This window comes from Caulobacter sp. Root655 (assembly GCF_001427665.1).
Taxonomy (GTDB): Bacteria; Pseudomonadota; Alphaproteobacteria; order Caulobacterales; family Caulobacteraceae; genus Caulobacter.
The window spans coordinates 599,702-626,026 of sequence record NZ_LMHC01000001.1 but is presented as its reverse complement, the minus strand read 5'-3'; the positions used below and the strand labels follow the sequence as shown (position 1 = coordinate 626,026).

31 protein-coding genes are annotated in these 26,325 nt (G+C 69.0%); 11 read left to right on the top strand and 20 right to left on the bottom strand.

All coding sequences use genetic code 11. From position 1 onward, the window contains the following. Window positions 1-40: 40 nt before the first annotated feature. The 5 genes from ASD79_RS02880 to ASD79_RS02860 all read right to left on the bottom strand — a co-directional run bounded on the left by ASD79_RS02880 (window position 41) and on the right by ASD79_RS02860 (window position 4,203). A complete protein-coding gene (locus ASD79_RS02880; RefSeq protein ID WP_056719527.1) occupies window positions 41-751 on the bottom strand; it encodes a glutamine amidotransferase in 711 nt (236 codons plus the stop codon). A 149-nt stretch (window positions 752-900) separates the two neighbouring features. Beyond that, on the bottom strand, window positions 901-2,154 hold the full coding sequence (locus ASD79_RS02875; RefSeq protein WP_156400331.1) for a CCA tRNA nucleotidyltransferase: 1,254 nt from the start codon (window positions 2,152-2,154) through the stop codon (window positions 901-903). A 126-nt stretch (window positions 2,155-2,280) separates the two neighbouring features. Beyond that, the gene (locus tag ASD79_RS02870) at window positions 2,281-2,919 is read right to left on the bottom strand and encodes a CoA pyrophosphatase (RefSeq protein ID WP_056719870.1); all 639 of its coding nucleotides are present in this window, start codon (window positions 2,917-2,919) and stop codon (window positions 2,281-2,283) included. Window positions 2,920-2,921: 2 nt separating this feature from the next. Further along, window positions 2,922-3,494 (bottom strand): DUF1285 domain-containing protein, encoded by a 573-nt coding sequence (locus ASD79_RS02865; RefSeq protein ID WP_056719869.1) that lies wholly within the window; start codon window positions 3,492-3,494, stop codon window positions 2,922-2,924. A 193-nt stretch (window positions 3,495-3,687) separates the two neighbouring features. Next, entirely contained in the window at window positions 3,688-4,203 is a 516-nt protein-coding gene (locus ASD79_RS02860; RefSeq protein ID WP_056719868.1) for a GNAT family N-acetyltransferase, read from the bottom strand. A 261-nt stretch (window positions 4,204-4,464) separates the two neighbouring features. Here ASD79_RS02860 and ASD79_RS02855 point away from each other — a divergent pair, with 261 nt between their 5' ends. Further along, window positions 4,465-5,751, top strand: a complete 1,287-nt coding sequence (locus ASD79_RS02855; protein ID WP_056719525.1) for an MFS transporter — start codon at window positions 4,465-4,467, stop codon at window positions 5,749-5,751. A 145-nt stretch (window positions 5,752-5,896) separates the two neighbouring features. Here ASD79_RS02855 and ASD79_RS02850 read toward each other — a convergent pair whose 3' ends face one another. Next, complete coding sequence (locus ASD79_RS02850) at window positions 5,897-6,388, bottom strand: GNAT family N-acetyltransferase (RefSeq protein ID WP_056719524.1); 492 nt, start codon at window positions 6,386-6,388, stop codon at window positions 5,897-5,899. On the opposite strand from ASD79_RS02850, the gene ASD79_RS02845 reads away from it, so the two are divergent. Then, window positions 6,387-6,719, top strand: coding sequence for a TfoX/Sxy family protein (locus ASD79_RS02845; protein ID WP_056719523.1), 333 nt, complete (start codon window positions 6,387-6,389; stop codon window positions 6,717-6,719). The genes ASD79_RS02850 and ASD79_RS02845 overlap by 2 nt on opposite strands. Here the strand turns inward: ASD79_RS02845 and ASD79_RS02840 are convergent, their stop codons facing one another. The 8 genes from ASD79_RS02840 to ASD79_RS02805 all read right to left on the bottom strand — a co-directional run bounded on the left by ASD79_RS02840 (window position 6,720) and on the right by ASD79_RS02805 (window position 13,322). Continuing rightward, window positions 6,720-7,823, bottom strand: a complete 1,104-nt coding sequence (locus ASD79_RS02840) for a Fic family protein (RefSeq protein ID WP_056719522.1) — start codon at window positions 7,821-7,823, stop codon at window positions 6,720-6,722. It lies immediately after the preceding gene. Window positions 7,824-7,910: 87 nt separating this feature from the next. Then, complete coding sequence (locus tag ASD79_RS02835; protein WP_056719521.1) at window positions 7,911-8,768, bottom strand: NAD(P)-dependent oxidoreductase; 858 nt, start codon at window positions 8,766-8,768, stop codon at window positions 7,911-7,913. 134 nt (window positions 8,769-8,902) lie between these two features. Then, window positions 8,903-9,877, bottom strand: coding sequence for an SDR family NAD(P)-dependent oxidoreductase (locus tag ASD79_RS02830; RefSeq protein ID WP_056719520.1), 975 nt, complete (start codon window positions 9,875-9,877; stop codon window positions 8,903-8,905). Between the two features lie 36 nt (window positions 9,878-9,913). Beyond that, entirely contained in the window at window positions 9,914-10,324 is a 411-nt protein-coding gene (locus tag ASD79_RS02825; protein ID WP_056719519.1) for a DUF3995 domain-containing protein, read from the bottom strand. A 4-nt stretch (window positions 10,325-10,328) separates the two neighbouring features. Further along, window positions 10,329-11,099: an enoyl-CoA hydratase gene (locus ASD79_RS02820; RefSeq protein WP_056719518.1), complete on the bottom strand. Its 771-nt coding sequence runs from the start codon at window positions 11,097-11,099 to the stop codon at window positions 10,329-10,331. After that, window positions 11,096-11,539 carry a MarR family winged helix-turn-helix transcriptional regulator gene (locus tag ASD79_RS02815; RefSeq protein ID WP_056719517.1) on the bottom strand — a complete coding sequence of 148 codons (444 nt, stop codon included), beginning with the start codon at window positions 11,537-11,539 and terminating at the stop codon, window positions 11,096-11,098. Before ASD79_RS02815 ends, ASD79_RS02820 begins: the two co-directional genes overlap by 4 nt. A 174-nt stretch (window positions 11,540-11,713) precedes the next feature. After that, complete coding sequence (locus ASD79_RS02810; RefSeq protein ID WP_056719516.1) at window positions 11,714-12,145, bottom strand: DUF6491 family protein; 432 nt, start codon at window positions 12,143-12,145, stop codon at window positions 11,714-11,716. Between the two features lie 91 nt (window positions 12,146-12,236). Further along, window positions 12,237-13,322 (bottom strand): MBL fold metallo-hydrolase, encoded by a 1,086-nt coding sequence (locus tag ASD79_RS02805; protein WP_056719515.1) that lies wholly within the window; start codon window positions 13,320-13,322, stop codon window positions 12,237-12,239. 133 nt (window positions 13,323-13,455) lie between these two features. Here ASD79_RS02805 and ASD79_RS02800 point away from each other — a divergent pair, with 133 nt between their 5' ends. Further along, complete coding sequence (locus ASD79_RS02800; protein ID WP_056719514.1) at window positions 13,456-14,796, top strand: hypothetical protein; 1,341 nt, start codon at window positions 13,456-13,458, stop codon at window positions 14,794-14,796. A gap of 117 nt (window positions 14,797-14,913) precedes the next feature. Here ASD79_RS02800 and ASD79_RS02795 read toward each other — a convergent pair whose 3' ends face one another. The 5 genes from ASD79_RS02795 to ASD79_RS02775 all read right to left on the bottom strand — a co-directional run bounded on the left by ASD79_RS02795 (window position 14,914) and on the right by ASD79_RS02775 (window position 17,929). Beyond that, complete coding sequence (locus tag ASD79_RS02795) at window positions 14,914-15,267, bottom strand: hypothetical protein (protein WP_156400330.1); 354 nt, start codon at window positions 15,265-15,267, stop codon at window positions 14,914-14,916. A gap of 68 nt (window positions 15,268-15,335) precedes the next feature. Beyond that, window positions 15,336-15,881, bottom strand: a complete 546-nt coding sequence (locus ASD79_RS02790; protein WP_056719512.1) for a hypothetical protein — start codon at window positions 15,879-15,881, stop codon at window positions 15,336-15,338. A gap of 219 nt (window positions 15,882-16,100) precedes the next feature. Beyond that, window positions 16,101-16,883, bottom strand: a complete 783-nt coding sequence (gene proC, locus ASD79_RS02785; RefSeq protein WP_056719511.1) for a pyrroline-5-carboxylate reductase — start codon at window positions 16,881-16,883, stop codon at window positions 16,101-16,103. Between the two features lie 144 nt (window positions 16,884-17,027). Continuing rightward, window positions 17,028-17,534, bottom strand: a complete 507-nt coding sequence (locus ASD79_RS02780; protein ID WP_007666236.1) for a YbjN domain-containing protein — start codon at window positions 17,532-17,534, stop codon at window positions 17,028-17,030. 128 nt (window positions 17,535-17,662) lie between these two features. Next, entirely contained in the window at window positions 17,663-17,929 is a 267-nt protein-coding gene (locus ASD79_RS02775) for an accessory factor UbiK family protein (RefSeq protein WP_007666239.1), read from the bottom strand. Between the two features lie 115 nt (window positions 17,930-18,044). On the opposite strand from ASD79_RS02775, the gene lgt reads away from it, so the two are divergent. The 4 genes from lgt to ASD79_RS02755 all read left to right on the top strand — a co-directional run bounded on the left by lgt (window position 18,045) and on the right by ASD79_RS02755 (window position 21,933). Next, the gene (gene lgt / locus ASD79_RS02770) at window positions 18,045-18,953 is read left to right on the top strand and encodes a prolipoprotein diacylglyceryl transferase (protein WP_056719510.1); all 909 of its coding nucleotides are present in this window, start codon (window positions 18,045-18,047) and stop codon (window positions 18,951-18,953) included. Beyond that, window positions 18,940-20,097, top strand: a complete 1,158-nt coding sequence (locus tag ASD79_RS02765) for a class I SAM-dependent methyltransferase (RefSeq protein ID WP_056719509.1) — start codon at window positions 18,940-18,942, stop codon at window positions 20,095-20,097. Before lgt ends, ASD79_RS02765 begins: the two co-directional genes overlap by 14 nt. Window position 20,098: 1 nt before the next feature. Further along, on the top strand, window positions 20,099-20,893 hold the full coding sequence (gene pgeF, locus ASD79_RS02760) for a peptidoglycan editing factor PgeF (RefSeq protein ID WP_056719508.1): 795 nt from the start codon (window positions 20,099-20,101) through the stop codon (window positions 20,891-20,893). Between the two features lie 101 nt (window positions 20,894-20,994). Continuing rightward, on the top strand, window positions 20,995-21,933 hold the full coding sequence (locus tag ASD79_RS02755; RefSeq protein WP_007666251.1) for a ribose-phosphate pyrophosphokinase: 939 nt from the start codon (window positions 20,995-20,997) through the stop codon (window positions 21,931-21,933). Here the strand turns inward: ASD79_RS02755 and ASD79_RS02750 are convergent. After that, on the bottom strand, window positions 21,930-22,271 hold the full coding sequence (locus tag ASD79_RS02750) for a hypothetical protein (RefSeq protein ID WP_082584802.1): 342 nt from the start codon (window positions 22,269-22,271) through the stop codon (window positions 21,930-21,932). The genes ASD79_RS02755 and ASD79_RS02750 overlap by 4 nt on opposite strands. 222 nt (window positions 22,272-22,493) lie before the next feature. On the opposite strand from ASD79_RS02750, the gene ASD79_RS02745 reads away from it, so the two are divergent. The 4 genes from ASD79_RS02745 to ASD79_RS02730 all read left to right on the top strand — a co-directional run bounded on the left by ASD79_RS02745 (window position 22,494) and on the right by ASD79_RS02730 (window position 26,167). Next, window positions 22,494-23,573 (top strand): hypothetical protein, encoded by a 1,080-nt coding sequence (locus ASD79_RS02745; protein ID WP_056719506.1) that lies wholly within the window; start codon window positions 22,494-22,496, stop codon window positions 23,571-23,573. A 358-nt stretch (window positions 23,574-23,931) separates the two neighbouring features. Further along, window positions 23,932-24,531, top strand: a complete 600-nt coding sequence (locus tag ASD79_RS02740; protein ID WP_056719505.1) for a 50S ribosomal protein L25/general stress protein Ctc — start codon at window positions 23,932-23,934, stop codon at window positions 24,529-24,531. A 212-nt stretch (window positions 24,532-24,743) separates the two neighbouring features. After that, window positions 24,744-25,364 (top strand): aminoacyl-tRNA hydrolase, encoded by a 621-nt coding sequence (pth, locus tag ASD79_RS02735; protein ID WP_056719504.1) that lies wholly within the window; start codon window positions 24,744-24,746, stop codon window positions 25,362-25,364. Between the two features lie 65 nt (window positions 25,365-25,429). Next, a complete protein-coding gene (locus tag ASD79_RS02730; protein WP_056719867.1) occupies window positions 25,430-26,167 on the top strand; it encodes a tetratricopeptide repeat protein in 738 nt (245 codons plus the stop codon). Window positions 26,168-26,325 lie beyond the last annotated feature (158 nt).

Genomic DNA, 26,325 nt, shown 5'->3' with positions numbered 1-26,325 from the left:
TGAACCTCCCGGGTTTCAGCGGGAACGGTTGGGCTCGGGCTTAGGTTGCCTTGGAGGCCGTTTCCGCCAGGAAGGCCCCGATCCAGCCGGCCACGCGCGTGCTGTCGTTGGGCCGGTTCAGAGAGGCGATCGCCGCGTCGGCCTGGGCGTCGGTATAGCGGTCGCCGCGCCGGGCCTCGATCAGGGCCGTGGCGTAGGCCGGGTCGAACTCGGGATGGAACTGCATCGAGATCGCCGCCTGGTCGTCATAGACCAGGATGCCGGCCGGGGTGAAGGCGCTGCCGGCCACGGCGCGGGCGCCGGGCGGGATCACGACCACCTGGTCCTGGTGCGAGGCCGGTACGGCGACCTTCGCGCCGGGGTCCATCCACGGCTGGAGCTCGACCACGTCGTAGGCGTGCAGGCCGACGCCCCAGCCCTTGTCGGACTTGACCACCTTGCCGCCGAACGCCTCGGCCATCACCTGGTGGCCGAAACAGACGCCGACCAGCGGAGCCTGGCCCTTGGCGGCGCGCAGGAAGGCCTTCAGCGGCGCGATCCACGGCAGGTCGTCATAGACCCCCGCCGACGAGCCGGTGACGATATAGGCGTCGCACTCGGCCGGGTCGCCCGGCAGCACGCCGGCCTGGACGTCGTAGGCGACATAGTCGTGTCCGGGCCCCAGCAGGTCCTGGAACATGCCGCCATAGCGCCCGAAGGCCGGTTGCAGCTTTTCAGGCGGTTCGCCGGTCTCGAGCAGGCCGATCTTCATGGGCGGGTCTCCTGACGGTCGCCCCGATATAGGCGAACGCGGCGCCTCCTTCGAGGCTTCGCTTCGCTACGCGCCTCAGGATGAGGAAGTCGGCAAAACGCTCCTCATCCTGAGGCGCCCGCGCAGCGGGCCTCGAAGGACGCGGGGCGTCAGAACACCATCCCCTGCGCCACGGCCTTCAGCCGTTCGATGGCCGAGAACTTGTCCTCGATGAAGTCCTGGTCGATCCACCAGATCTCGACCTCGCGCATCACCTCGCCGACCATCGGGCCCTTGGGCACGCCAGACTTCAGGATGTCCTCGCCGGTCAGCGGGAAGGCGGGCGGGGTCCAGCTCTCGCCCAGGGCCAGCAGGCCGCGCCACTGCGGGGTGGTGGCGGTGCGCTCGGCCCCGGCCCAGGCCAGCTTGACCCGGTCGCTGAAGGTCTTGATCCCCAGGGCGTAGACCGCCCGACGGGCCTCGCGCGGGCTCATCCAGCTGACGATGCGCGGCGACTTGCCAACCGCCTCGATCAGCCGCTCCTTGAGGGCGTTGGACAGCCGCAGCCGCTCGGCCATCTGGGCGGCGATCTTGGGGTCGTCGGGGATCAGGGCGGCCAGGCGCAGCTCGGGATCGTTCTCGAACAACTGCTCGGTCTCGATGGTCATCAGCCCCTCGAAACGGGCCAGCGACTTCACGAACGGCAGGATCGACGACAGCACGCTGGTGGCCGCCATCAGCCGCAGGGCGGCGCGCGGGTCGTCGGCGGCCAGCAGCTTGAGCAGCTCCTTCTGGGTGCGCTCGGCGGCCCGGCCCTCGACCATGCCCTTCAGCGCCTTGCAGGCGGCCAGGGCCTTCTGGTCGGCCTCGCCCTTGCCGTACCAGGCGTGGAAGCGGAAGAACCGCAGAATGCGCAGATAGTCCTCGCGGATGCGGGTCATCGGGTCGCCGACGAACACCACCCGCCCCTCGCGCGCGTCGTTCACCCCCTCGCCGGTCGGGTCGTAGAGCCGGCCTTCTGGATCGACATAGAGGGCGTTGAAGCGGAAATCGCGGCGCTCGGCGTCCTGGTCCCAGTCCTGGGTGAACGACACCACCGCCCGGCGGCCGTCGGTCGAGACGTCGCGGCGCAGGGTGGTGATCTCGTAGGGCCGGCCCTTGGAGACCGCCGTCACCGTGCCGTGGTCGACGCCGGTGGGGATGGCCTTCAGCCCGGCCTCCTGCAAGGCCTCGATCACCTGGTCGGGGGTCAGGGTGGTGGCGATGTCGATGTCGTCGATGGGCTTTCCCATCACGGTGTTGCGCACGCAGCCGCCGACGAACCGCGCGCAGCCGGGGAAGCCCCGCGCCTCGAGCGCCGCGATCACGGCTTTCGTCTCCGGCAGCGCCATCCAGGGCGCCACGCCTATGGTCTCTATATTCACGCCATTCCCCCGTACACGCCACGCCCCCCGTCTGCGCGGGGTCACGCATTTCAAACGAATATTTCAAACCAGCAAGCCGGACCGGCCCGCAATCTGTTGATCGAGCATCCCACAGGACGGCGACGCTCAGGCGACGGCCTCTTCGCCATGCAGCCGCTCATAAAGCGCCCGCAACATGCCCGCTGTCGCGCCCCAAATGAAACGCTCGTTCCACGGCATGGCGTAGAAGAACCGCCGCTCGCCGTCCGGCAGGTCGCGATGCTGGCGCTGGTGGTTGCCCGGGTCCATCAGGAACGAGAACGGCGTCTCGAACACGTCGGCCACCTCGTCGGGGCTGGCCTCGAAGGTGGCGGCCGGGTCGATGAAGCCGACCACCGGGGTGACGTGGAAACCGGTCACCGTGCGGTAGCCGTGCAGCAGGCCGGCCAGGGTGACGAACGACGGGTCCAGGTTCACCTCTTCCTGGGCCTCGCGCAGGGCGGTCTCCCACGGTGTCTCGCCCGGGTCGCAGCGACCGCCGGGGAAGGCGATCTGGCCGGTGTGGCTGCGCAGGGTGTCGGCGCGGCGGGTCAGCAGCACCGTCATGCCGTCGTCATGCTCGACCAGCCCGACCAGCACGGCGGCCGGGCGCAGGGCGTGGGGATTGTCGGGCCGCATGCCGGGATTGAGGTCGTAGTCCGAGCGCGCGGCGTCGAGGCTGGGGTCGTACTCGCCGATCGGGTCCAGGCGGCTGGCGATCCAGGCGCGGCGCTGGTCACGGGTCAGGCTCATCGGTGCGCCCCCGCCGGAGCGATCGGGAACCAGGCCCCGTTCGAGGCGACGCCCAGGCGTGGCCCCTCGGGGGTGTCGCGCTCGGCGGCCAGCTCGACCAGTTCGTAGAACACCGGCCGGGCGATCAGGGCCTCCAGGCCGCGCCGGACGTGCAGATAGGGTCGCGGCTCGCCGCTCGCGGCGTCGGTCTCGACGCGGATGGCGTTGTCGGGCCCCGCCTCGACCACGTCGCCGACATTGGTCTCGAAGCGCAGGACGTCTCCATCCTGATCCACGCGCGTGGCGATGAACGGCGCGTCCTCGACCTGGATCCGCAGCTTCTCGACCGGGGTGACCAGGTGGTAGCCGTCGGGGTCCAGCCGCAGCACGGTCGAGAACAGGCGCACCAGCGCCTCGCGGCCGATCGGCGTGCCCTCGTGGAACCACACCCCGTCCTTGCGGATGCGGATGTCGATCTCGCCGCAATGCTCCGGATGCCACAGGTGCACCGGCGGCAGGCCGCGTTCGCCGGCGGTCTTTGCCGCGGCGGTGACGCCTGCGAGGCCGGAAGGGGCGGGATCGGCGGTCATGGGCTTCAGGTAGGGCAAGCCGGTCGCCGGCTCAAGCGGTGGCTCGCCCTCCCCCTGTGGGGGAGGCGATCGCGCAGCGATCGGTGGGGGGGGAGTTTTACGATCAATGATCGTAGATCTGGTCGCCTGCCGACCACTCCCCCCACCGTCGGCTACGCCGACACCTCCCCCACAGGGGGAGGCTTTGGGGCCGTCACCCCTTCAGGATCGGTCCCACCAGGCCCGCGTCGCCGCCCTCGACCAGCGCCTTGACCAGCACCCGGCGCTGGTCGGCGGGACCGGGCATGGTCGCCTGGGCCGCCGGTCCGGCCGAGAAGCCGATCCGGCCGAAATAGGGCGCGTCGCCGACCAGCAGCACCGCGCGCCATCCCGCCCTGGTCGCCGCGGCGCAGGCGGCCTCGACCAGGGCCTGCCCCAGGCCGTGGCTGCGCTCGGTGGCGTCGACCGCCAGCGGGCCCAGGAAGGCGACGGGCTGGCCGCCCACGCTGACCGGCCACAGGCGGACGCTGCCGATCACCCGGCCATCGCTGAGGGCGACGAACGAGCAGTCGTCCAGCTTGCGGGCGCCCTCGCGCAGGCGCTCCGACGACTTGGCGAAGCGGCCGGGGCCGAAGGCGCGGTCGACCAGCACCTCGACGGCGCGGGCGTGCTCGGGCCGTTCGACGAGAACGGACGGCGGGACGGGTTGAGGCAGGACGGAAGACGGCATGAACTTGGGATATCCGGACACGAAAGGGGGCATAGCCCCGGTTCGTGACGCGGCCGAGACGGCCGCCGACACCAGGGCGGTTAGTCGCGGACTCCGGTCCGCGCGGCGCAGGTTCGTCGCAGGCGTCGCATCGGCGGCGCATCCCTTGTTTCCAGAGGGGCGCGAAATAGGGCCTGGGGCGCGCTGCGTCAATAAATTCAACGCTCGCATAAGAGAAACGCGATTGCGGCAGCGCTCGGTGGAGGACATGGTCCCGCCCCGATGACCGACCTTCCCCCCGACCCCGACTCCGTCCCGTCCGCCGTCGAGACGCCGGACACCTCGATGCGCGCCCTGCTCAGGCAGAACGACTTCCTGTTCTTCTGGGCCGCGCGCTTCGTCTCCACCCTGGCGGTGCAGATCCAGGGGGTGACGATCGGCTGGCAGGTCTATGTGCTGGCCCGCGAGACCGGCCACAGCGAGGGCCAGGGGGCCTTCCTGCTGGGCATGGTCGGCCTGGCCCAGTTCATCCCGCTGTTCTTCCTGGCCCTGACCGCCGGCGAGACCGCCGACCGCCACGACCGCAAGGCGATCATGACCGCCGCCATCGGGGTCGACATCCTCTGCGCCGCGGGCCTGGGCCTGCTAGCCTGGTCGGGGCACACGGCGCTGTGGCCGATCTTCGCCATCGCCGTGCTGTTCGGTGCGGGCCGCGCCTTCCTGTCGCCGGCCTCCAGCGCCATGGGCCCGATGCTGGTGCCCCGCCCGCTGTTGCCGCGCGCCATCGCCTGGAACTCGCTGTCGTGGCAGAGCGCCTCGATCATCGGCCCGGCTCTGGGCGGCCTGCTGATCGCCGTCTCGACGGCCACGGCCTTCGGGACCTCGGTCGTCCTGTTCCTGGTCGCCGGCCTGCTGCTGCTGGGCATCAGGGGCTCGACCAAGCCGGTGGTGCAACCGGGCTCGCGCTGGACCCTGATCAAGGAGGGCCTGGTCTATACCTGGCGCAACAAGATCGTCTTCGGCTCGATCTCGCTGGACCTGTTCGCCGTGCTGCTGGGCGGGGCCACGGCCCTGCTGCCGGTGTTCGCCCGCGACGTGCTGCACGTGGGCCCCGACGGCTTCGGCATGCTGCGCGCCGCCCCGGCCGTGGGCGCGACCCTGGTGGCGGTCTATCTGGCCAGCCACCAGATCCGCCGGCGGGCCGGGATGCTGATGTTCGGCGCCGTGGCGGTGTTCGCGATCGCCACCATCGTCTTTGGCCTGTCCAAGCTGGTCTGGCTGTCGGTCGGCGCGCTGGCCGTGCTGGGCGCGGCCGACATGGTCTCGGTCTATATCCGCCAGACCCTGGTGCAATTGGTCACCCCCGACCCGATGCGCGGCCGCGTCGCCGCCGTCTCGGGCCTGTTCATCAGCGCCTCCAACGAGCTGGGCGAGTTCGAGAGCGGCGTCGCGGCGCGGTTCCTCGGCCCCGTGGGTGCGGCGGTGTTCGGTGGGGTCGGGGCGCTGATCGTCACCGGGGCCTGGGCGCGGATGTTCCCGGCGCTGCGCAAGGCGGACCGGCTGGAGTAGGCCTGAAAGGTCCGCTCAAAAAACGGTTGTCATCCCGGGCGTAGCGAAGCGAAGACCCGGGACCGCCGGAAGCGCGGCGCTCACGCGTCGGTCCCGGATCGGCGGCCCTGTGGGCCTTGTCCGGGATGACAACCGTTTTTGGATGTCAGCTGTTGGCCAGCCTCGCCAACGCCTCCCCCGTCATCCGCCGCACGATCCAGTCGTCCAGCGCCGCCGCCCCGAGGCTGTCATAGAAGGCGATCGACGGGGCGTTCCAGTCGAGCACGGCCCATTCCAGCCGGCCCAGCTTCTCGTCGACGCAGCGCCGCGCCAGGCCCGCCAGCAGCGCCTTGCCGGCCCCGCTGCCCCGCGCCGAGGGCCGCACGAACAGGTCCTCCAGATAGATCCCGTGCCGGCCGACGAAGGTCGAGTAGTTGTAGAACCACAGGGCGAACCCCACCGGCTGGCCGTCGAGCTCGGCGATGTCGCAGAAGGCGCGCGGATTTTCGCCAAACAGCGCGGCGGTCATGTCGTTTTCCGTCGCCTCGACCGCGTCGAGCAGTTTTTCGTATTCCGCCAGGTCGCGAACGAACTGATAGATCAGGGCGCTGTCGGTCGGGACGGCGGGCCTAACAGTGACTTTGGTGGTGACGGGCATGGCGGTCTCTTCGGACTATCTGGATTTCGTGCTCGAACAGCTGGCCCCGGTCGGACCGCTGACCTCGCGCAAGATGTTCGGCGGAGTCGGGCTCTACGCCCAAGGCCTGTTCTTCGCCGTGATCGACGACGACACGCTCTACCTCAAGGGCGACGAGGCCCTGCGGCCGGACTTCGTGGCGGCCGGCAGCCATCCCTTCTGCCCGTTCGCCGACGCCAAGCCCATGGCCTACTGGTCGGCCCCAGCCGAGGCGCTGGACGAGCCTGATCAGCTGGTGGAATGGGCCCGGCGCTCGATCGCGGTGGCGGCGGCGCGGAAGATGCGAAGATAGCTATCGCGCGCCTTTCGCATCGGACATCCGCAACAGAAGCCCAACCAGCGGCTTGTTGACGTAATAGTTGTTGCGGCCTTGGCTGTGTTTCTCCAGCAACCCCGCCGCCGCCAGCTCGTCCAGGTAACTGGCGGCCGTCTGCCGGACGACACCCAGTTCCTTCAGAACGAAATCAATGCGCGTATACGGGTGACGGAACAGGTTGTTGAGCAGGTCCTGCGAATAGATTCGCGCGTGGTTCGTTCGAATGAGCCGTTTATATTCAGCCATCAGTTCGCCCACGCCTTGGACCAATTCCAGGGTTTGCCGCGCGGTCTCCGCCACGGCCCGCAGCATGTAGAGCAGCCATTCCTCCCACTGTCCGTCGTCCCGCACGGCCTGCAGTAGACGGTAGTATTCGGCCTTGTGCGCGTTGATGTAGCGACTGAGATACAGGATCGGAATGTCGAGCAAGCCGACCTTGGTCAGGTAGAGAACGTTCAGGATGCGCCCGATCCGGCCGTTACCATCAGGAAATGGATGGATACTCTCGAACTGATGATGGATCAGGGCCATTTTTATCAACGGATCCAAGTCACTGTCGGCTTCGTCGTTCAGGAAGCGCTCCAGCGCCGTCATGTGTTTGACGATCGCGGCGCGATCCTGTGGCGGCACATAGACGATCTCGCCAGACGCGTCGTTGCGTAGCGCCGTTCCCGGCGTCGCCCGGAACTCGCCTGTGGTGCGCTTGAGCACCTGGAACATCTCGATGATCGTGTTGTTGGTCAGCAGGCCCTGAGTTTCGGCGAGCCGGTCGTAGCCGCGCTTCAATGCGTCGCGATAAAGCGCGACTTCTTTGGCCGGCCCGCCATCGGGACTGTCGGGAAAGAGCGTTGCCTGGAACATCTCGTCCTGGGTCGTGACGATGTTCTCGATTTCCGAACTCGCCCGCGCCTCCTGGAGCGACAGGGTGTCGATCAAGATGCCCTGGTTGGGGATAGCCGTGGCCCGCCCCTTCAATTCCGCCAAGTAGCGGTGAGCCCGCGCGGCTTCACGAAGCACCGCCACGGTTTCGAGTTCTGCCGTCGGCGGCAAAGCGGGAATGGTGTAGATCGACTTTAACACGTCGCATTCCTCATGTTAAAGGATCGCGTTTTTTTTAACACGATGAGTGCGACGTGTAAAAAAGTTCGCTATTTGCGAACTTGGAACCTACCCGATCACCACTCCCGGCGGCGGGACGCTGTCCTCCGGCACGAAGAAGTCCGGCATCAGGGTCGCGGTCGGGTCCACCCGGTACTGGTCGAAGTCGCGCACGCCCTCGCCGTACAGGAACGTGTCGTCGATCACGAACTGGCTGGTGAACTCACGCGAGGGCTTGAGGAACATGGCGTGGGCCGCGTCGGCCATGATCTCGACCGTGCGGCAGTGCTTGAGGCCCTCCGCGCCGGCCAGGGCGAACTGGATGGCGGCGGTGGCGATGGCGGTGCGCGGCCACAGGGCGTTGAAGGCCACGCCGTCGGCCCGGAACTCCTCGGCCATGCCCAGCATGCACAGGCTCATATTGTACTTGGCCATCGAATAGGCGACGTGCGGCGCGAACCAGCGCGGCTTGATGTCCAGCGGCGGCGACAGGGCCAGAACGTGCGGATTGGCCGCCTTCTTCAGGTGCGGCAGGCAGATCCTCGAGGTCAGGAACGTGCCGCGCCCGTTGATCTGGTGCATCAGGTCGTAGCGCTTCATGTCGGTCGACAGCGTGCCGGTGAGCGAGATCGCCGAGGCGTTGTTGACGCAGATATCGATGCCGCCGAACGTTTCCACGGCCTTGTCGACGGCGGCCTGGACGCTGGCTTCCTCGCGCACGTCGACGATCAGCGGCAGGGCCTTGCCGCCGGCCGCCTCGATCTCGGCGGCGGCGGTGTAGATGGTGCCGGGCAGCTTGGGGTGCGGGTCGGCGGTCTTGGCGGCGATCACGATGTTGGCGCCGTCACGGGCCGCCCGCAGGGCGATGGCCAGGCCGATGCCGCGCGAGGCGCCGGTGATGAACAGGGTCTTGCCGTTCAGGCTCATGGAAAGCTCCTTTGAAGAGGGTCCGGCAGGGGGCGGCGGCGGCGGCCTCGTCCTTCGACAAGCTCAGGATGAGGGCTAGTGATACGCCGGTTCAGGAGAAATCCTCACCCTGAGCCTGTCGAAGGGCGAGGATTTCAGGCCCCGGTGGTCTCGACCGACAGCGCCCACAGCCGGTCGGCCTGTTCGGGATCGAGCGCGTAGGGCATGACGCCGGACCATCCGGCCTCCTTGGTCCAGGGCGCGGCCTGGGCCAGGTCTTCCAGATAGAGGCCGCCGACGCCTTCCAGTTCATCGCCGACCGCCGCCCAGACGCTGGTCGAGGCGCCCTGCTCGGGCGTCTTGAAGCCGTCGCGCACCTTGCCGTTCTCGTCGATCCAGCCCAGCGCCCGCTGCTCCTCGATCGGCAGGTGACGTTGCAGCGGGGTCATGATGCCGCCGGGCATGACGGCGTTGGCGAACACGCCCCCATCCTCCGCCAAGCCCTTGAACCGCGCGTTGAAGCCGACCGCGAACAGGGCGTTGGCGGTCTTGGCCTGGCCATAGCTTTCCCACTTGTCGTAGGGCCGGTTCCGGAAGTTCGGGTCGTCGAAATTCATCGGGCTTCGGCGGTGGCCGATCGACGACAGCGACACCACGCGCGACGACTTTCCGGACGCCTTGGCGGCGGCGACCAGGTTCGGCGCCAGCAGCACCGACAGCAGGAAGTGGCCGAAGTGGTTCGTGCCGATCTGCATCTCCAGCCCGTCCTCGGTATAGGCGAGCGGGCAGGCCATGACGCCGGCGTTGTTGATCAGCAGGTTCAGCGGCCGGTCGCCCCAGCGCTGCGCGAAGGCGCGGATCGACTTGAAGCTGGAAAGGTCGAGCATCGACCAGCTGACCTTACCCTTGGCCGTCCTGGCGATGTCGGCGACGGCGGCTTCGGCCAGGTCGGGTTTGCGGACGGCGATCACCACCTCGGCCCCAGCCTCGGCCAGGGCCCGGGCGGTCTCGACGCCGATGCCGGTGGCCCCGCCGGTGACGATGGCGACCTTGCCGGTCAGGTCATGGCCGGCGACCACGTCGCGGGCTGGCGTATAGGCCCCGAAGGGCGATTTGATGCGGTCGGCCATGAGGTTTCTCCCAGACTTTTCTCGTTGTGATCGACGCTACAGCTGCAGGACCAGAATCCCCAGGGCGATGGCCAGGCATAGCGGTCCGTAGGCGCGACGGTTGAGGGTCGCGAACGGCGTGCCCTCGGCATAGCGGAAGACCGGCGGCGCATAGGTCACCAGGCCGCGCCCGGCGAACACCGCGAAGAGCACCCAGCGCGCGGCCTTCGGCCAGCCGTCCCAGGCGGTCGGCGCCAGGGTCGCCAGGACCAGCGCCCCGCCGGTCGCCAGGGCCAGGGCCACGACAAGGCCGGACAACAGGCTCGGGGCCCGCATGCCGCGGGTGCGCCCGACCACGTGCTCGACCATGGAGGCCTCGTCGTGGCCAGGCCAGCGGCCGCCGAACGCCCAGTAGAGATGGATCCCCGCCAAGGCCAGCAGCGTCGCCGCCAGGAGCACGGCCAGCATGACCTCAGCCGACCTTGCTGAAGTCCGGGGCCCGGCGCTCGGCGAAGGCCATGAAGGCCTCGCGAGCCTCGGCGGTCTGCAGGCGCTGGGCGAACAGCTCGCCTTCCTTGTCCATCAGGGCCGAGATCGCCTCGGCGTCGCGCATCAGCCGCTTGGTGACGGTCAGGGCGCCCAGCGGACGCTTGGCCAGCTGGTCGGCGGCGGCGCGGGCCCGGGCGCGGAGCTCCTCCAGCGGCACGACCGCGTTGGCGATGCCCCAGGCGACGGCCGTGGTCCCGTCCACCGCTTCGCCGAGGGCGAACATGGCGTAGGCGCGGGCGTGGCCGATGCGCGACGGCAGCAGCAGGCTGGAAGCGGCTTCGGGCGACAGGGCCAGGTTGACGAACGGCACGGTCAGTCTGGCGTCGGGGCTGGTGAACACCAGGTCGCAGTGCAGCAGCATGGTCGTGCCGACGCCCACGGCCTGGCCCTGGACGGCGGCGACCAGCGGCCGGGTGGCCTTGGCCAGGTTCTTCAGGAACCGCATCACGTGGCGCTCGCCCTCGAAGGCGCCGGTGGCCTGGGCGGTGAAGTCCTTCAAGTCGTTGCCGGAGCTGAAGCTGTCGCCGTCGCCCTGGAACACCACCACCCGGATCGCGGGATCGGCCTCGGCCCGCTCCAGGCTGTCGGCCAGCACGCCGTACATGGTGTTGCTCAGCGCGTTCTTCTTGTCCGGACGAGCCAGGGTGATGGTCATGACGCCGGCTTCGACGACGACCTGGACATGTTCGGTCATGCGGGATCTCCTTTGGGGAATTTCGATTGCAGGCTGGACAGCCAGCGGGACACCACGGCGATCTCGTCGTCCGTGAAGCCCTCGGTGAGGTGGGCGTTGAGGCCTTCGACGCCGGCCTTGGCGTCCTCGCGGGCCTCGCGGCCCTTGTCGGTCAGGTAGAGGCGCAGGGCGCGGCCGTCCTTGGGGTCGGGGCGGCGCTCGACCAGCTCGGCGCGGGCCATGCGGTCGATCAGGCCGGTCATGGCCGAGGGGGCCAGGTCCAGGGCCTCGGCCGCCTCGCCGATCAGCGTCCCGTCGCCCTGGCCCAGCACGAACAGGGCCCCGGACTGGGCGGCGGTCAGCCCGCCCTTGGCGGCCATCTTGGCCTCGACATAGCGCTGCACCCGTCGGTGGGCGACGTTGAGCAGGAACACCAGGCGGCGGTCGGGAGGCGTGGTCATGACGCGACAATATGGTTCGCGCACGAAATATCAAACGATTGTTTTTCTACCGCGCTCTTTCCGCGGATTCACGGTTCCGACCGCGATGGGCCGGGGCGCCGGGCGCGGAACTCGAGCGTGAAGACCCTAGGGAGCTGACCTCGGCGTGACGCTTGGCGCGACGCCGTGTCGAGGCTATCGCCGAGTCGCCGTCGAGAGCGCCGACCGTTCGCCGGACGTCAGCCGGCGTACGTCGGCAACCTGGCAACGCTTGGCGCCCGTCGCCGTCTGCGCGACCATTTCGGCTCTCTCGCCCAGGCACACCACGTCGCTGCCATTCGCCCGCACCGAAACCTTCTCGGCGGAATTCAGGGCGGCGCAGCCGTCAGCCAGTTGCAGCCGGTAGATCCCGCCCTGGGCCGCCTGGATGTAGAGTGTCTTCTCACCGGAACGGTTTGCCCCGGCGATGAACTTGCCATTGAAGCACTGCTTGGCGTCGTCTCGCGGGAGGCTGGAGGAATAGGCGCGCAATTGGCTGGCGAAGTCGAAAACCTGGCCGTTGTCGGCCATGGCCGGGGCCGAGGACAGCGCCATCGCGACGCCGATAACGAAAAGCGCGGGCTTCATGACCTGACCTCGTGACGTTTCCGATCACACAACCATAGATCAAGAACGCCCCTTGCAGAAGGGCCTACCCTCAACCCGCTCGGCGTGGATTCTACCCTACCGCCCGGTACCAGTTCACCCCGTCGGCGTCGGCCTCGCGCACCGCCAGCCCCCGCCCGATCAGGCAGTTGAGGTGGGCCAGGGCCTCGCCGGTGGCCATGCCCAGCAGGTCCGGCCCGATCGGCCGGGCGAACAGCGCGCCGAACACGTCGACCGCCCGCCGGGGCTCCTCCAGCTTGCCCTGCAACCGCCCCAGGCCGCGCTCGTGGCCGTTGATCAGGTGGTCGATGCGGGCGTGCAGCCCCCGGAACGGGTCGTTGTGGGCCGGCAGCACCAGCACGCTGTCGGGCACCGTCGCCTTGACCTTGGCCAGCGAGGTCAGCCAGTCGGTCAGCGGATCGGCGTCGGGCTCGGTGGGGAACACCGAGACGTTCGACGAGATCTTCGGCAGCACCTGGTCGCCCGAGATCAGCACGCCCAGGTCCTCGCACCACAGGCAGGCGTGGTCGGGCGAATGGCCCTGCCCCGTCACCACCCGCCAGGCATGGTCGCCGATCGTGAAGGACTCGCCGTCGACCATCCGGCGATAGCTGTCGGGCAGTTGGTAGATCGCCTTGCCGAAGCCGCCGAACCGGGTCCGGTAGCTCTCGATGCCGTCCTCGTTCCAGCCGGCGGCCCGGAAGAACCGCACCCCGTCCTCGGGCGCCTCGCGGCCGGTGTCGGCCACCAGCATCCGGCACTGGAAATATTCCAGCCGGGTCATCCACAGGCGGACGTCGAACTTGCGGGCGATCCAGCCAGCCAGGCCGACATGGTCGGGATGCAGGTGGGTGACGATCACCCGGGTGACCGGCGCCCCGCCCAGGGCCAGGGCGAAGGCCGTCCGCCAGGCCTGCGAGGTCTCCTTGGTCTGCATGCCGGTGTCGACCACCGCCCAGCCCTCGCCGTCCCGGATCGCCCAGACATTAATGAAGCCCAGCGAGCCGCCCAGCGGCTGGCGCAGCCACAGCACGCCGGGCGCGACCTCGACCGCCTGGCCCGAACCGGGCTCCGGCGTCTGCTCGAACGGATAGACCAGCCGCGGGCGGCGCGTCTCCGGCGCCTCATCCGTGGGCGTCTCTTCGATCCCGTCGCGCATCCCGCGTCCTCCGGTCGCGGCCCGTGTTCCGGGCCGTCGTCATGATTGCGCCCCCGTCGGACGACATCTTGACCCTCGATGCAAGCGGGCCTTAAGTCCGCCGCGAGGAAATTTACCCAGGAGACGTACCCCCATGAGGCCCTTCGCGATCGGCTTGACCGCCGCCCTCGCGCTCGCCGCGCTCATTCCGGCCGCCGTGATCTCGGCGCCGAAGGAGAAGGAAAAGCCCGCCGCGGTCGACGCCAAGGCGCGCGAAGCGGGCATGAAAGACGCGCCGGCCATGGTCACGGCCGCCGGCCTGACCTGCACCGTCTCCGACGCCCGCTTCATCGGCGAGGACAAGAAGACCGCCACGAAGTATTACGAAGTGGCCTGCCAGCAGGGCATGGGCTTCGCGATCTCGGCCAAGAAGGACGTCGCGCCGCTGGCCTATACCTGCCTCGAAAGCAGCGCGCCTGGCCCCGACGGCAAGACCGGCGGCCTGGCCTGCGCGCTGCCGGCCAACCTCGACGCCAAGGCCGGCCTGCTACCCTACATCAAGAAGGCCGGCGTGCCCTGCGACCTGGAAAACGCCCGCGCCATCGGCTCCGGCGCCAAGAACAGCTATTTCGAAGTCGCCTGCAAGGGCGGCACCGGCTACATCCTGACCACCGCCACCCCGGTCACCGTGGACCAGGACGTCACCGCCAACAGCTGCCTGCTGTACGACGACGGCGGCAATGTCAGCTGCAAGCTGACCGACAAGGCCACCCAGCTGGCCATCGTCGACACCCTGGCGGCCGGCGCGGGCAAGAACTGCGCGGTCAAGGACAAGCGCTACGTCCTCAGCACCAAGACCGACAACTATTTCGAAGTCGCCTGCCAGGACGGCAAGGGCTACATGCTGCAACAGACCGCCACGAGCGGCGCCCTGGCCAAGACGATCGACTGCGCCCAGGCCAGCTTCGTCGGCGGCGGCTGCACCCTGACCGACAGCGTCGCGGCCCAGACCGAGCAGGCCGGCCTGTACACCAAGCTGGCCACCAAGGCCGGCTTCGACTGCAAGGTCGAAAAGTACGGCATGCTGCCCAGCCAGGACAACCGCAAGGAAATCGTCGAGCTGAAGTGCTCCAACCGTCCGGACGGCGGCATCGGCGTGTTCTCGGCCACCGAAAACCACGTCTATGACTGCGTGGCCTCGGAGATCAACGGCTACCGCTGCAGCTTCACCAAGGCCGACGCGGTCTATCCGCGCCTGACGGCCAACCTGAAGTCGCTCGGCAAGGGCAGCTGCACGGTTTCCGGTTCGCGGGTCATCGGTCAGACCGCCACCGACGGCTATGTCGAGGTCGCCTGTTCCGACGGCCTGCCGGGCTGGGTCATCGCCTATCCGCTGGGCGCCGGCTCGACCAACCCCAAGGAAGTCATGTCCTGCCTCCAGGCCAAGGGCGTGGGCGGCGGCTGCAAGCTGCCGACCAACACCACCAAGAGCTAGGTCGGGCTCGAGCCTGAACGAAGAAGCCCGCCGGGAGCGATCCCGGCGGGCTTTTTGTCCCGTCGTCGGGACCGCTCCATGGCGGCGCGGGGGGAGCTCCGGGATCGCGACGCCGGCTCAGTCGGTGAGATAGAAATTGTTCATGCTCTCGATGCCGGACGTCTCGTTGCAAGCGCCCAGTCCGGCGACGACGATACGCTTGTTCAAGCCATAGGCCGACATCAGCACGGCCAGCTTGGCCTGGCCGGCCGGGGTGGCCCCGTCGAACGTCCAACGCCCCAGGTTCGTAGCGCAGCCGGGGAGGGTCGTCCTGTCGCCGTCGTGATTGAACAGCACGACGCCGTTGCTCAGCACCTGGACAACGCTGATATGACCGGCCCCGGTCGATGATGCCGTGGCCGGCGCGCCTGACAGTAAAGCGGCGATCAGTATCGCTCCGCCCAATCCCCGGATGAATTTCCCGCCCTGCATTTCGCCACCCCAAGTTGGATCTCAACCAGGATGACGGCTTTCCCGCACAAGGTGAAGTTTGTTCTCGATCAGGAAAGCCCCGCCCCGACCTTCTCCAGGCCCGAAGCCAGCTGCTTCAGGCGCTTGTCCAGCTCGGCCATGGTGCGGTTCAGCGCCCCTTCGTCGTCGCGCCAGACCTGCAGGGTCCGGGCCCAGACCGCCGTCATCGCCGTCAGGCGGGCGGGGGTGGCGTCGACTCCGGCCGCTTCCAGGATGGCGCGGGCGGTCCTGGGGAACCGCAACGCCGAAATGACCAGGCTCTCGGAGCGACTGATGGCGATCAGGGCGGGGCGGTGCGGCTCCATCGCCTCGATCCGGGCCATGGCGGCATCGAACAGGCGGTCGTGGATGGCCGCGTCTTCAGCCGAAGCCGTGCCCAGCGCGGCGCGGTCGAAGCGCGTCGCCAGGTGGTTCAGCACCGCGGCCTTGCCGTCGGCCCGGGCGTAGAGCTCGGCGAACGGGATCTCGGCCTTCACGGCGATGTCACGCAGGGAAACCTGCGTCCACGGCCGGTCGGCGGCCAGGGCCAGGGCCGCGGCGGCGGCGCGATCGAGGATGTCTTCGGCGGCGGTCATGCTTGTTCAGATGGCGGGTTGAGGGGAGCGAAGCAAGCACCCTCTCCCATGGGGAGAGGGAGGCCGCCACTTTCTAAGGTCCTCCCCCTGTGGGGGAGGTGTCGGCGAAGCCGACGGTGGGGGGAGTCTCTGCAAATGGCGACGCGCTTGCCCCAGCCCGAACGCTCCCCCCACCGGTCGCTGCGCGACCGCCTCCCCCACGGGGGGAGGACCTTGCGGCTACGCCCCCAGCTCCTTCGAGCGCCGGACCGCCGCCGCCATCGCCCGGGGCAACAGGTCGCCGAAACCGCCCTCGCCCATCAGCACCGCCAGGGCCGCCGCCGTGGTGCCGCCCGGCGAGGTCACCTGCCTGCGCAGCTCGGCCGGCTCCTCCCCGCCCTGCCCCAGCAGGGCGGCGGCGCCGACGATGGTGGCGCGGGCCAGGGTGGCCGAGGCGGCGGGGTCCAGGCCCTGGCCGGCCCCGGCCGCCTCCAGCGCCTCGATGAAGGCGTAGAGATAGGCCGGGGCCGAACCCGAGACGGCAGTCGCCGCGTGCATCAGCGCCTCGTCGTCGAGATCGACCACCGTGGCGACGGGCGCGAGCAGGGCGTGGGCGCGGGCCCTCGCCTCCGCCGTGTCGGCATAAATGCTGGCCGTGCCCAGGCCGATGGCCACGGCGGTGGTCGGCATCACCCGGACCACGCGGCGACCGCCGAACACCTCGGAAATGTCGGCGGCGCGCACCCCGGCGGCGATCGAGACGATGACGGCGTCGGGGGCCAGGTGCGGAACGACGTCAGCCGCCGCCTCGCGCCAGATCTGCGGCTTGACGGCCAGCAGCACGGTCCTGGCGGCGGCCAGGGCCTCCAACGGCGGATTGACCACCGCGCCGGGAAAGGCGGCGGGGTCGGCATGGGGGTCGCGGATGATCAGGTCGGCGGCGGCGAAGGCCCCGGCCTCGCGCCAGCCCGCGATCAGGGCCCCGCCCATGCGTCCGGCGCCGAGGAGGAGGATGGGGGTCATGGTAAGGGCATCCCTAATCGTTGTCATCCCGGAAGCCTCGCAGAGGCTGTCCGGGACCCAGGGGCGATGCGCACGGCCCCTGGGTCCCGGCTCTTCGCTTCGCTACGGCCGGATGACAACCAGAAGGATCGCGGCAGTAATTTTTTAAGCCTGGCCCACCGTTTCGAACATGCAGGCGGCCATCGCCTCGTCCGGGGTCTTGGCGCTGTGCAGCAGGAAATCGAAGGCCGGGTAGAAGCGGTCGGCGGCTTCCACCGCCGCGTCGATCATCGAGGCGGCCTGGGCCATGGTCGGGCGTTCGCCGGCCGGCAGGGCCAGGGCGTGGCGGAACACCACTTCGCCATCCTCGGTCCAGACTTCGAAATGGCCCAGCCAGACGCGCTGGTTGATCATCGACAGCAGCTCATAGGCGCTGGGGCGTTTGGTCTTGCTGGCGCGCAGGTCCAGCGACAGGCACAGCTGCAGGCAGTCGGCCTCGGGCCGCCACGCGAACCACAGCTCGTAATCCTTCCAGTCGCCGGTCAGGGCGAAGGCCAGGTCGCCGTCCTCGGTGCGGTCGAAGGTCAGGTTCTCGGCCGCCAGGACGTGCTCGACGACCTCCAGGGGATCCATCGCCAGCAGGACGTCGTCTTCTTCGGGTTGGGTGTCCATAAGAACCTTTGGCCCCCGGGGGAAAACGGGTCGGTGGGACCCGTTCAAATCACCCACTCGAGGGACTCTAAGCTGCTTCGCGGGCGGCGTCACAACCGCCTTCACGTCGAACGGGAAACGAAACTCGCCTATTTGGCCGCTTCGTCGCCTTTGGGAGACACCGGCTTGGCCGCGGTTTTCTTGGCCTTCAGGGCCGCGACTTCCTCGCGAAGCGCCGCGACCTCGGCCTTCAGGGCCTCGAAATCGTCGCGGCGGATCAGGTCGAATTCGGCGGCCAGCCGGTCGGCCTGGGCCCGCATCGCGGTCTTGGCTTCCTCGCCGGCGGTCTGGGCGATGCCCATGGCGGCCTGGGTCAGCTTGGCGAATTCGTCGAGAAAGGGGTTTTGGCTGTGCATCGAGATTCCAGGGGCGCGGCGATGGGAGGCGAGCCCTTATATGGGAAACGGGAGATGAAAGCGAAGGAGGAACGCGCTAGAGGTTCCTGCCTCTGTCCGCCAGGAGCCGTTCGGCGTGATCTTTCCCGACATCGACCCCATCGTCCATATCGGCCCGTGGGCGCTGCAATGGGGGCCTCTGGCCCTGCGCTGGTACGCCCTGGCCTATGTGGCCGGCATCCTGCTGGGCTGGCGCTACGCCGTCGTCCTGGCGCGCGACGCCAAGCTGTGGGGCGGCCGCAAGCCCGCCGCCACGCCGCTGCAGATCGACGATCTGGTGCTGTGGATCACCCTGGGCATCATCCTGGGCGGCCGGATCGGCTACGTGCTGTTCTACATGCTGCTCAACGCCGACCAGCGGGCCAACCTGGCCGACAACCCGATGGACGTGTTCAAGGTCTGGGAGGGCGGCATGTCCTTCCACGGCGGGTTCCTGGGCGTCTGCGCCGCGATCCTGCTGTTCGCCCGCCGCAACCGGATCGACATCCTCAAGCTGGGCGACCTGGTGGCCCCGGTCGCGCCGATCGGCCTGTTCTTCGGTCGCTGCGCCAACTTCATCAACGGCGAGCTGTGGGGCCGGATCACCGACCATCCGTGGGGCATGGTGTTCTGCAACGCCACGATCCAGAAGGCCAACGGTGGGATCTGCCCGGCCGGTCCGCTTCCGCGCCATCCCAGCCAGCTCTATGAGGCGGCGCTGGAGGGGGTGCTGCTGTTCCTGATCCTGAGCTTCGCGGTCCATCGCCTGAAATGGCTGCAACGGCGCGGCGCGCTGGTGGGGACCTTCCTGCTGGGCTACGGCCTGTTCCGGGCGGCGCTGGAGAACGTCCGCAACCCCGACCACGGCATGCCCGACTTCCCGTTCGGCCTGACCATGGGGATGATGCTGTCGATCCCGATGCTGCTGGTCGGCGCCTGGCTGCTGTGGAAGGCCCTGCGCGAGCCGGTTCCCGCTCCGCTCGCGGAAGACCATGAGCCTGCTTGACCGCCTGAGGGCGCAGATCGCCCAGGACGGCCCGATCAGCGTCGCCGAATATTTCACCCGCTGCCTGCACGACCCTCGCGACGGCTATTACGCCACTCGCCCCGCGCTGGGCGCGGGCGGCGACTTCCTGACCGCGCCGGGCGTCAGCCAGATGTTCGGCGAGCTGATCGGCCTGTGGCTGCTGGAGACCTGGACCCGCATGGGCCGGCCCTCGCCGGTGCGGCTGGTCGAGATGGGCCCTGGCGACGGAACCCTGATCAGCGACATCCTGCGGGCCGCCAGGCTGCTGCCGGACTTCATCGAGGCCGCCGACCTGTGGCTGGTCGAGGTGTCGGCGCCGTTGCGCGCGCTTCAGGCCGCGCGGCTGGAAGGCGCGGCGCCGACGCCGCGCTGGGCCGACCGGCTGGAGGCCGTGCCGGACGGGGCGCCGCTGCTGCTGGTCGCCAACGAGGTGCTCGACTGCCTGCCGGCTCGCCAGTTCGTGCGGACCGAGGGCGGCTGGGCGGAACGGGTGGTGGGGCTGGATGAGGCGGGGCAACTGGCGTTCGGGCTGAGAGCGCTAGGTCCTCCCCCCGTGGGGGAGGCGGCCCGCAGGGCCGGTGGGGGGAACCTGCCGAGTCCGCACACTCCCCCCTCCGTCGCCCAAGGGGCGACACCTCCCCCACAGGGGGAGGACTTTCCACCCGGAACCCTCATCGAATCCTCCCCCGCCCAGGCCGCCCTCGGCGCGGAGATCGGCCACCGGGTCGCCCGCGACGGCGGGGCCGCCCTGCTGATCGACTACGGCCGCGACACGCCGGGACCGGGCGACACCCTGCAGGCGCTGAAGGCCCACGCCAAGGTCTCGCCCCTGAGCGAGCCCGGCCAGGCCGACCTGACCGTCTGGGCCGACTTCCCCGCCGTGCTGGCCGCCGCCGTCGAGGCCGGGGCCGCCGCGGGCCCGATCCTGCCGCAGGGCGCGTTCCTGGAGGCCCTGGGCATCGGGGCCCGGGCCCAGGTTCTGGCCGCCGCCCGCCCCGACCAGGCCCAGATCCTCGCAAGACAGCTTGATCGCCTGACCGGAGCGGCGCAGATGGGCGGTCTGTTCAAGGTCGTCTGCATCCATGCGCCCGACCTGGCCGTTCCCCTGTTCGAGGACGCTTGAGATGACAGAGCTTCCCCCCGGCGATCTTCCCACCGTCCAGTCGCCGCTGCTGGCCGCCGTGGCCGGCGTGAAGCACGCGTTCTTCACGCGCCAGGGCGGGGTCTCGACCGGCCTCTATTCCAGCTTCAACGTCGGACGCGGCAGCGGTGACGAGCCCGCCGACGTCGCCGAGAACCGGGCGCGCGCCGCCGCCTGGTTCGGGGCCGCGCCGGAAGACCTCAACACCTGTTTCCAGATCCACTCGACCATCACCATCGTCGCCGACGGTTCGTGGGGCGACGTTCGCCCGGAGGGCGACGCCGTTGTCACCAAGACGCCGGGCGTGGTCTGCGGGGCCCTGCACGCCGACTGCGCGCCGGTGCTGATCGTCGACCCCGTGGCCCGCATCGTCGCCGCCGCCCACGCGGGCTGGCGCGGGGCGCTGGACGGCGTCGTGCAGTCGGCCGTCGACCAGATGGTCGCCCTGGGCGGCGATCCGTCCCGCATGGTCGCCGCCGTCGGCCCCTGCATCGGCCCCAAGTCCTACGAGGTCGGCCTGGAGTTCCTGCGCCGCTTCGAGGACGACTGCCCCGGCTCCAAGCGATTCTTCACGGCCGGCGCCAGCGACGACAAGCGGATGTTCGACCTGCCGGCCTTCGTGCTGGACCGTCTGGACACGGCGGGAATCGAACGGCGCGAATGGGTCGGCCGCGATACCCGCGCGGAAGCCGACCTGTTCTTTTCCAACCGCCGCGCTGTGCTGAGCGGCGAGTCCGACTACGGACGGCTGCTCTCGGCGATCGCGCTCGAGGCATGAACGCGCCAAATAACCCCGGTCAATCGCGACTCAGCCTTGTTCCCGCGCCCGGGACTGCTAGAAGCCCCCGCAACGGCGACACCCCTCCGCGAGACAAAACCATGAAGCTGCTGTCCGGCAATTCGAACCGCACCCTGGCCCAGTCCATCGCGGAGTATCTCGACATGCCGCTGACCCGCGCCCAGGTGCGCCGGTTCGCCGACCTCGAGGTGTTCGTCACCATCGACGAAAACGTGCGCGGCGAAGACGTCTTCGTCATCCAGTCGACCAGCTATCCGGCCAACGACAACCTGATGGAGCTGTTGATCTGCATCGACGCCCTGAAGCGCGCGTCGGGCAAGCGGATCACCGCCGTCCTCCCCTACTTCGGCTACGCCCGCCAGGACCGCAAGACCGGCGGCCGCACGCCGATCTCGGCCAAGCTGGTGGCCAATCTGATCACCCGTTCGGGCGCCGACCGGGTGCTGACCATGGATCTGCACGCCGGCCAGATCCAGGGCTTCTTCGACATTCCGACCGACAACCTGCTGCCCTCGCGCCTGCTCGCCGACGACATCCACAAGCGCTACACGATCAAGGACGACCTGATGGTCGTCTCGCCCGACGTCGGCGGCGTGGTGCGGGCCCGGGCCCTGGCCAAGCGCCTGAACGACGCCGACCTGGCCATCGTCGACAAGCGCCGCTCGGCTCCGGGCGAGAGCGAGGTCATGAACATCATCGGCGACGTCGAAGGCCGCCGCTGCATCCTGTTCGACGACATCGTCGATTCGGCCGGCACCCTGTGCAACGCCGCCGCCGCCCTGATCGCCCAGGGCGCGACCTCGGTCAGCGCCTATGTCACCCACGGGGTGCTGTCGGGCGCGGCCGCCGAGCGGGTGGCCAATTCGGTGCTGACCGAGCTGGTGGTCACCGACTCGATCGAGGCCTCCGACGTGGTCAAGGCCTGCCCCAAGATCCGCTACGTCTCGTGCGCGCCGCTGATCGGCGAGGCCATCCGCCGGATCGCCAACGAGGAATCGGTCTCCAAGCTGTTCGACTAGTCGATGATGCGGAAGTAGTTGAGAGACTCGGTGTCGGGCCAGTCGGCGCAGCTTCCCATACCGATGATCACGATCTTCTTGTGCTGAGCGTAGGCGGTCAGCAGGGCCGAAACCTGAGCCTGGCCGCCCAAGGTGGCGCCGCTCAGCGCCCAGCCATAGCCTTGACCGTGGCAGGCCGGCGGCGTCCCCGTCCGAACACCGGTGTGGGAGAAGATCACCGCGCCATTGCGCATCGCCATCACGCCGACGATGTAGCCCTCTTCGGCGCTGGTCGCCCCCGCGGGCGACGAAAACGCGCAGGCCGCCACGCAGGCCGCCGCCGCAAGCTTCTTCAACATGAACATCCCCAGGTTTAATTTGGCCAAGCTTAGGTTGGCGCATCCAAAAGTAGAAGTCGCAAACTCTACCGGCGAGGTTGCTCCAGGCCGAAGCCGGACCAGCCGTCCGGCGCTTTTCGAAGGCGGCGCTTGTCAAGGTGTGGTTAACGGGCTGACTGTCACAATGTCGCCCGTTCGCCGATGGTATGGCGGGCGCTCTATATCATTGGGGATGTTCTCGGGATGCTATCCACCACGCGCAAGCGCGCCGCTCTGACGGCCATGGCCGTGGCCGTCGCCACGGTCCTGGCCAGCTGCAGCACCCCGCCTCCGCCGGTGCCAGTGGTCGCCGCGCCGCCCGCCCCGCCGCCGATCACCCTGTCCTCGGCCATCGTCGAGCGGGCCAGCGCCTTCCGCGGCTACATGCAGCGGGCCGGCGCCATCAGCCCCAACTTCCAGGACGCCGCCCAGATCCAGTCGTCCCTGAAGGTCGCCGTCGCCTACGAACCCAAGCAGTTCCTGTCGGGCGCGACGTCCTACGCCGCCATTCTGGCCCTGCAGGACCCCACCTTCGTGGCCTCGGTGCGCACCTTCGCCGCCGACCCGACCCAGCGCCAGCAGGTCATCAACCAGCTGGTCGCCGACCCGGCCTACGCCGTCGGCTTCAAGGGCAGCGACACCGCCGCCGCCCGGATCATCGACACCCTCAACGGCGACGGCCTGAAGGTCTACACCGCCGGCAAGGCCGTGAAACAGGCGGCCTACGACGTCCAGCACTCGGCCTGGTCGAAGACCACCGTGCTCGACCGCGACGGCCGCCTGGCCTACGCCAAGACCATGTCGGCGACCCCGGCCCTGGCCGACAGCGCCGACGTGGCCGTGCTGCAGCAGGCCTGGAACGGCTCCGCCGTGCCGCTGGTCGCCGCCCCGGACGCCGTGCCGGCCGCCGCGCTCCGTTCCGCGCCGCCGCCCTACAAGCCCCTGGTGATCCGTGGCCTGGCCGTGGCCGCCCTGGCCGCCCTGGGCTATGCCGGCGACGACAAGCTGGCCTTGATCGACGCGGTCATGGCCGAACCGGCCAGCGCCATGTGCCTGAACATGGCCAAGCTGAACCTCTACCAGTGCCTGGCCGTCGCCAAGCCGCACTACGAGGACGTGTTCTGCCTGGGCCAGCACATCATGATCGACACCGGCATGTGCGTGATCAAGGCCTCGGGCGCCGCCCTGCCCTACGAGCCCCCGCCCCCGCCCAAGCCGGAGCCGGTGGTCAAGAAGAAGAAGCCGGTCGCCAAGAAGGCGGGCTCGGCCAAGAAGAAGAGCTAGAGCACGAACCCTCTCCCGGAGGGAGAGGGAGGGGCCCATGTGGCAGCATGGGAGGGTGAGGGGTTAAGGCGCCAGACGCCTTCCCCCGCCCCCGATAACCCCAACCCCAAGCGCCCTGGCTCCGCGCTCAAAACGGCCAACAGCGTCACCCCTCACCCTCCCACGCCCCTTCGGGACGCGGGCCCCTCCCTCTCCCCTCCGGGAGAGGGTGACTCTTGGGGCGACATTCGCGCCCGTTGCCATGGGCGGCCGTTCTGTGTATTGAGCGCGACCTCAAAAACGTCGACCGGGCGGGACAATCCAGTCTTGTGCGGCGGCTTCGCATTCCGAGAGCATCCGGCTCTCCAGAGAGACAGACATGGCCGACATCATTCTCAACGTCGAAGTTCGCGATCGCGCCGGCACCGGCGGTTCGCGTGAAACCCGCCGCGCCGGCAAGATCCCCGGCATCCTGTACGGCGGCGAAAAGGCTCCCGTAAACGTCGCGGTGAAGTCGAACGAATTCCGCAAGGCGCTCTACACCGGCAAGCTGCTCGGCCACCTGGTCACGCTGCAGCACGGCGAAGACAAGCAGTCGGTCATCGCCAAGGCGATCCAGTTCCACCCGGTCACCGACGAGCCGATCCACTTCGACCTGTTCCGCGTCGGCGAGCACCAGCTGATCAAGATCCAGGTTCCGGTCCACTTCAAGAACCACGACATCTCGGTCGGCATGAAGAAGGGCGGCTCGCTGGAGATCGTCCGTCACACCGTCGAGCTGGCCTGCCCGGCCGACGCCATCCCGGAAGAGCTGATCATCGACCTGGCTCACCACGACATCGGCGACACCATCCGCATCTCGGAAGTGAAGCTGCCGGAAGGCGTGCGCCCGGCCCAGGACCGCGACTTCGTGATCGCCAACCTGAAGGCCTCGGCCGCCGCCCAGTCGGGCGAAGGCGACACCACCACCGAAGCCTAAGGGCCGGTGGTCGGGTTTCCGATCTGAGCTATCGAAACGGGCGGGCTTCACGGCCCGCCCGTTTTGCGTTTTGGCTGAAGGGCCGCGTCCTTCGAGGCCCGCTTGCGCGGGCGCCTCAGGATGAGGAACCTGGGTTGATCCGCCAATCGTATCCCTCATCCTGAGGCGCCTTGCGCAGCAAGGCCTCGAAGGACGCACGGAGCAAGCCGTCCATGCTGATCCTCGCCGGTCTCGGCAATCCCGAAGCCAAGTACGAGAAGAACCGGCACAATGTCGGGTTCATGGCCGTCGACGCCATCGCCCGCGAATGGGGCACGGCGCCGTGGCGCTCGCGCTTCCAGGGCCTGGCCTGCGAGGGCCAGGTCTCCACGCCGGACGGCCCGGTCAAGCTGCTGCTGCTCAAGCCCAAGACCTTCTACAACGAGAGTGGCCGCGCCGTCGGCGAGGCGATGAAGTTCTTCAAGCTGGCCCCGACCGACGTCATCGTCTTCCACGACGAGATCGACATGGCCCCCGGCCGTTTCCGGATGAAGGCCGGCGGCGGGGCGGCGGGCAACAACGGCGTGCGCTCGATCACCAGCCAGGTCGGGGATACGTTCCGGCGCGGCCGCATCGGCGTGGGTCACCCCGGCCACAAGGACGCGGTGATGCACTATGTGCTGGGCGACTTCCACAAGGTCGAGCACCAGTGGCTGGACCCGATGCTGGACGCCATCGCCGACGCCTTGCCCTTCGCGGCGGCCGGCGACGACGAACGTTACCAGGCCGAGGTCCTGCGCCTGGCCCCGGCCCCCAAGGCCGATCCGAAAAAGGCCGCGCGACAGGCCGACTGAGGGGCGGGCGATTGACGCCGGCCCATCAACGCGACAAACACCCAAGGTAGAGCTTGGAGTTCTCGATGTTCCCCGCCATCGGTCTTTCGCTGATCTTCTCGATCGCCCTGTGTGTTCACGTGGTCCGCACCCATCAGCAGATGTACTGGCTGTGGATCATCCTGGCCTTCCAGCCGCTGGGCGGGCTGGTCTATCTGCTGGCCATCGTCGCGCCGGAGTTCCTGGGCGGCAGCAAGGCCCAGCGCATGGGCCAGGCGGCCCGCAAGGCGCTGGACCCGCAGCGAGAGTATCGCGAGGCGACCCAGGCGGTCGACGACGCCCCGACCGTGGGCGCCCGCGCGCGCCAGGCCGCGGCCGCCACCGGCCTGGGCCGGCACCAGGAGGCCGAGCGGCTGTATGCCGAGGCGCTGCAAGGTCTGTACGCCGACGATCCGCAATTGCTGCTGGGCCGCGCCAACGCCCTGATCGAGCTGAACCGCCCCGCCGAGGCCTTGCCGCTGCTGGAAACCCTGAGCGCCCAGTCCAACGCCGCCCGCACCCCGCAGGTGGCCCTGGCCATGGGGCGCGCCTATCACGCCCTGGGCCGCCAGACCGAGGCCGACACCGCCCTGCGCTGGGCCGCCGCCCACCTGCCGGGCTTCGAGGGCATGGCGCGCTACGCCGTGTTCCTGGCGCAGGTCGGCCGCGAGGACGAGGCCCGCGAGGCCCTGGCCGAGATCGACAAGCGCCTGGCCAAGACCCACGCCCACTTCCGCAAGGAAGCGCGCGGCTGGCGTGACCTGGCGGCGGCGGGGGTTGGGTAGGCGGACGGACGACCTCGAACCCCGGTCCGTTCGCGCCTCCCTTTCAACCGTCATTCCGGGCCTTGTGCCCGGAACCCCTGGTTCAGCCGACGGTGAAGTGCAATGGCGCGCCGGCGCGCCACATCCCGCACCTGCGGCGGACAAAGGGGTCCCGGGCA

Excerpts from the sequence above, each read along its gene's own strand:
- ASD79_RS02845 (WP_056719523.1), top strand. The coding sequence starts at position 6,387 with ATGGCGGTCTCTTCGGACTATCTGGATTTCGTGCTCGAACAGCTGGCC.
- ASD79_RS02795 (WP_156400330.1), bottom strand. The coding sequence starts at position 15,267 with ATGCAGGGCGGGAAATTCATCCGGGGATTGGGCGGAGCGATACTGATC.
- proC (WP_056719511.1), bottom strand. The coding sequence starts at position 16,883 with ATGACCCCCATCCTCCTCCTCGGCGCCGGACGCATGGGCGGGGCCCTG.
- ASD79_RS02730 (WP_056719867.1), top strand. The coding sequence starts at position 25,430 with ATGTTCCCCGCCATCGGTCTTTCGCTGATCTTCTCGATCGCCCTGTGT.
- ASD79_RS02745 (WP_056719506.1), top strand. The coding sequence starts at position 22,494 with ATGCTATCCACCACGCGCAAGCGCGCCGCTCTGACGGCCATGGCCGTG.
- ASD79_RS02780 (WP_007666236.1), bottom strand. The coding sequence starts at position 17,534 with ATGGACACCCAACCCGAAGAAGACGACGTCCTGCTGGCGATGGATCCC.
- ASD79_RS02820 (WP_056719518.1), bottom strand. The coding sequence starts at position 11,099 with ATGACCGAACATGTCCAGGTCGTCGTCGAAGCCGGCGTCATGACCATC.
- ASD79_RS02825 (WP_056719519.1), bottom strand. The coding sequence starts at position 10,324 with ATGCTGGCCGTGCTCCTGGCGGCGACGCTGCTGGCCTTGGCGGGGATC.
- ASD79_RS02830 (WP_056719520.1), bottom strand. The coding sequence starts at position 9,877 with ATGGCCGACCGCATCAAATCGCCCTTCGGGGCCTATACGCCAGCCCGC.
- ASD79_RS02860 (WP_056719868.1), bottom strand. The coding sequence starts at position 4,203 with ATGCCGTCTTCCGTCCTGCCTCAACCCGTCCCGCCGTCCGTTCTCGTC.
- ASD79_RS02755 (WP_007666251.1), top strand. The coding sequence starts at position 20,995 with ATGAAGCTGCTGTCCGGCAATTCGAACCGCACCCTGGCCCAGTCCATC.
- ASD79_RS02810 (WP_056719516.1), bottom strand. The coding sequence starts at position 12,145 with ATGAAGCCCGCGCTTTTCGTTATCGGCGTCGCGATGGCGCTGTCCTCG.
- ASD79_RS02750 (WP_082584802.1), bottom strand. The coding sequence starts at position 22,271 with ATGTTGAAGAAGCTTGCGGCGGCGGCCTGCGTGGCGGCCTGCGCGTTT.
- pgeF (WP_056719508.1), top strand. The coding sequence starts at position 20,099 with ATGACAGAGCTTCCCCCCGGCGATCTTCCCACCGTCCAGTCGCCGCTG.
- ASD79_RS02790 (WP_056719512.1), bottom strand. The coding sequence starts at position 15,881 with ATGACCGCCGCCGAAGACATCCTCGATCGCGCCGCCGCCGCGGCCCTG.
- ASD79_RS02765 (WP_056719509.1), top strand. The coding sequence starts at position 18,940 with ATGAGCCTGCTTGACCGCCTGAGGGCGCAGATCGCCCAGGACGGCCCG.
- pth (WP_056719504.1), top strand. The coding sequence starts at position 24,744 with ATGCTGATCCTCGCCGGTCTCGGCAATCCCGAAGCCAAGTACGAGAAG.
- ASD79_RS02805 (WP_056719515.1), bottom strand. The coding sequence starts at position 13,322 with ATGCGCGACGGGATCGAAGAGACGCCCACGGATGAGGCGCCGGAGACG.
- ASD79_RS02815 (WP_056719517.1), bottom strand. The coding sequence starts at position 11,539 with ATGACCACGCCTCCCGACCGCCGCCTGGTGTTCCTGCTCAACGTCGCC.
- ASD79_RS02775 (WP_007666239.1), bottom strand. The coding sequence starts at position 17,929 with ATGCACAGCCAAAACCCCTTTCTCGACGAATTCGCCAAGCTGACCCAG.
- ASD79_RS02740 (WP_056719505.1), top strand. The coding sequence starts at position 23,932 with ATGGCCGACATCATTCTCAACGTCGAAGTTCGCGATCGCGCCGGCACC.
- ASD79_RS02835 (WP_056719521.1), bottom strand. The coding sequence starts at position 8,768 with ATGAGCCTGAACGGCAAGACCCTGTTCATCACCGGCGCCTCGCGCGGC.
- ASD79_RS02855 (WP_056719525.1), top strand. The coding sequence starts at position 4,465 with ATGACCGACCTTCCCCCCGACCCCGACTCCGTCCCGTCCGCCGTCGAG.
- ASD79_RS02865 (WP_056719869.1), bottom strand. The coding sequence starts at position 3,494 with ATGACCGCCGATCCCGCCCCTTCCGGCCTCGCAGGCGTCACCGCCGCG.
- ASD79_RS02800 (WP_056719514.1), top strand. The coding sequence starts at position 13,456 with ATGAGGCCCTTCGCGATCGGCTTGACCGCCGCCCTCGCGCTCGCCGCG.
- ASD79_RS02850 (WP_056719524.1), bottom strand. The coding sequence starts at position 6,388 with ATGCCCGTCACCACCAAAGTCACTGTTAGGCCCGCCGTCCCGACCGAC.
- ASD79_RS02880 (WP_056719527.1), bottom strand. The coding sequence starts at position 751 with ATGAAGATCGGCCTGCTCGAGACCGGCGAACCGCCTGAAAAGCTGCAA.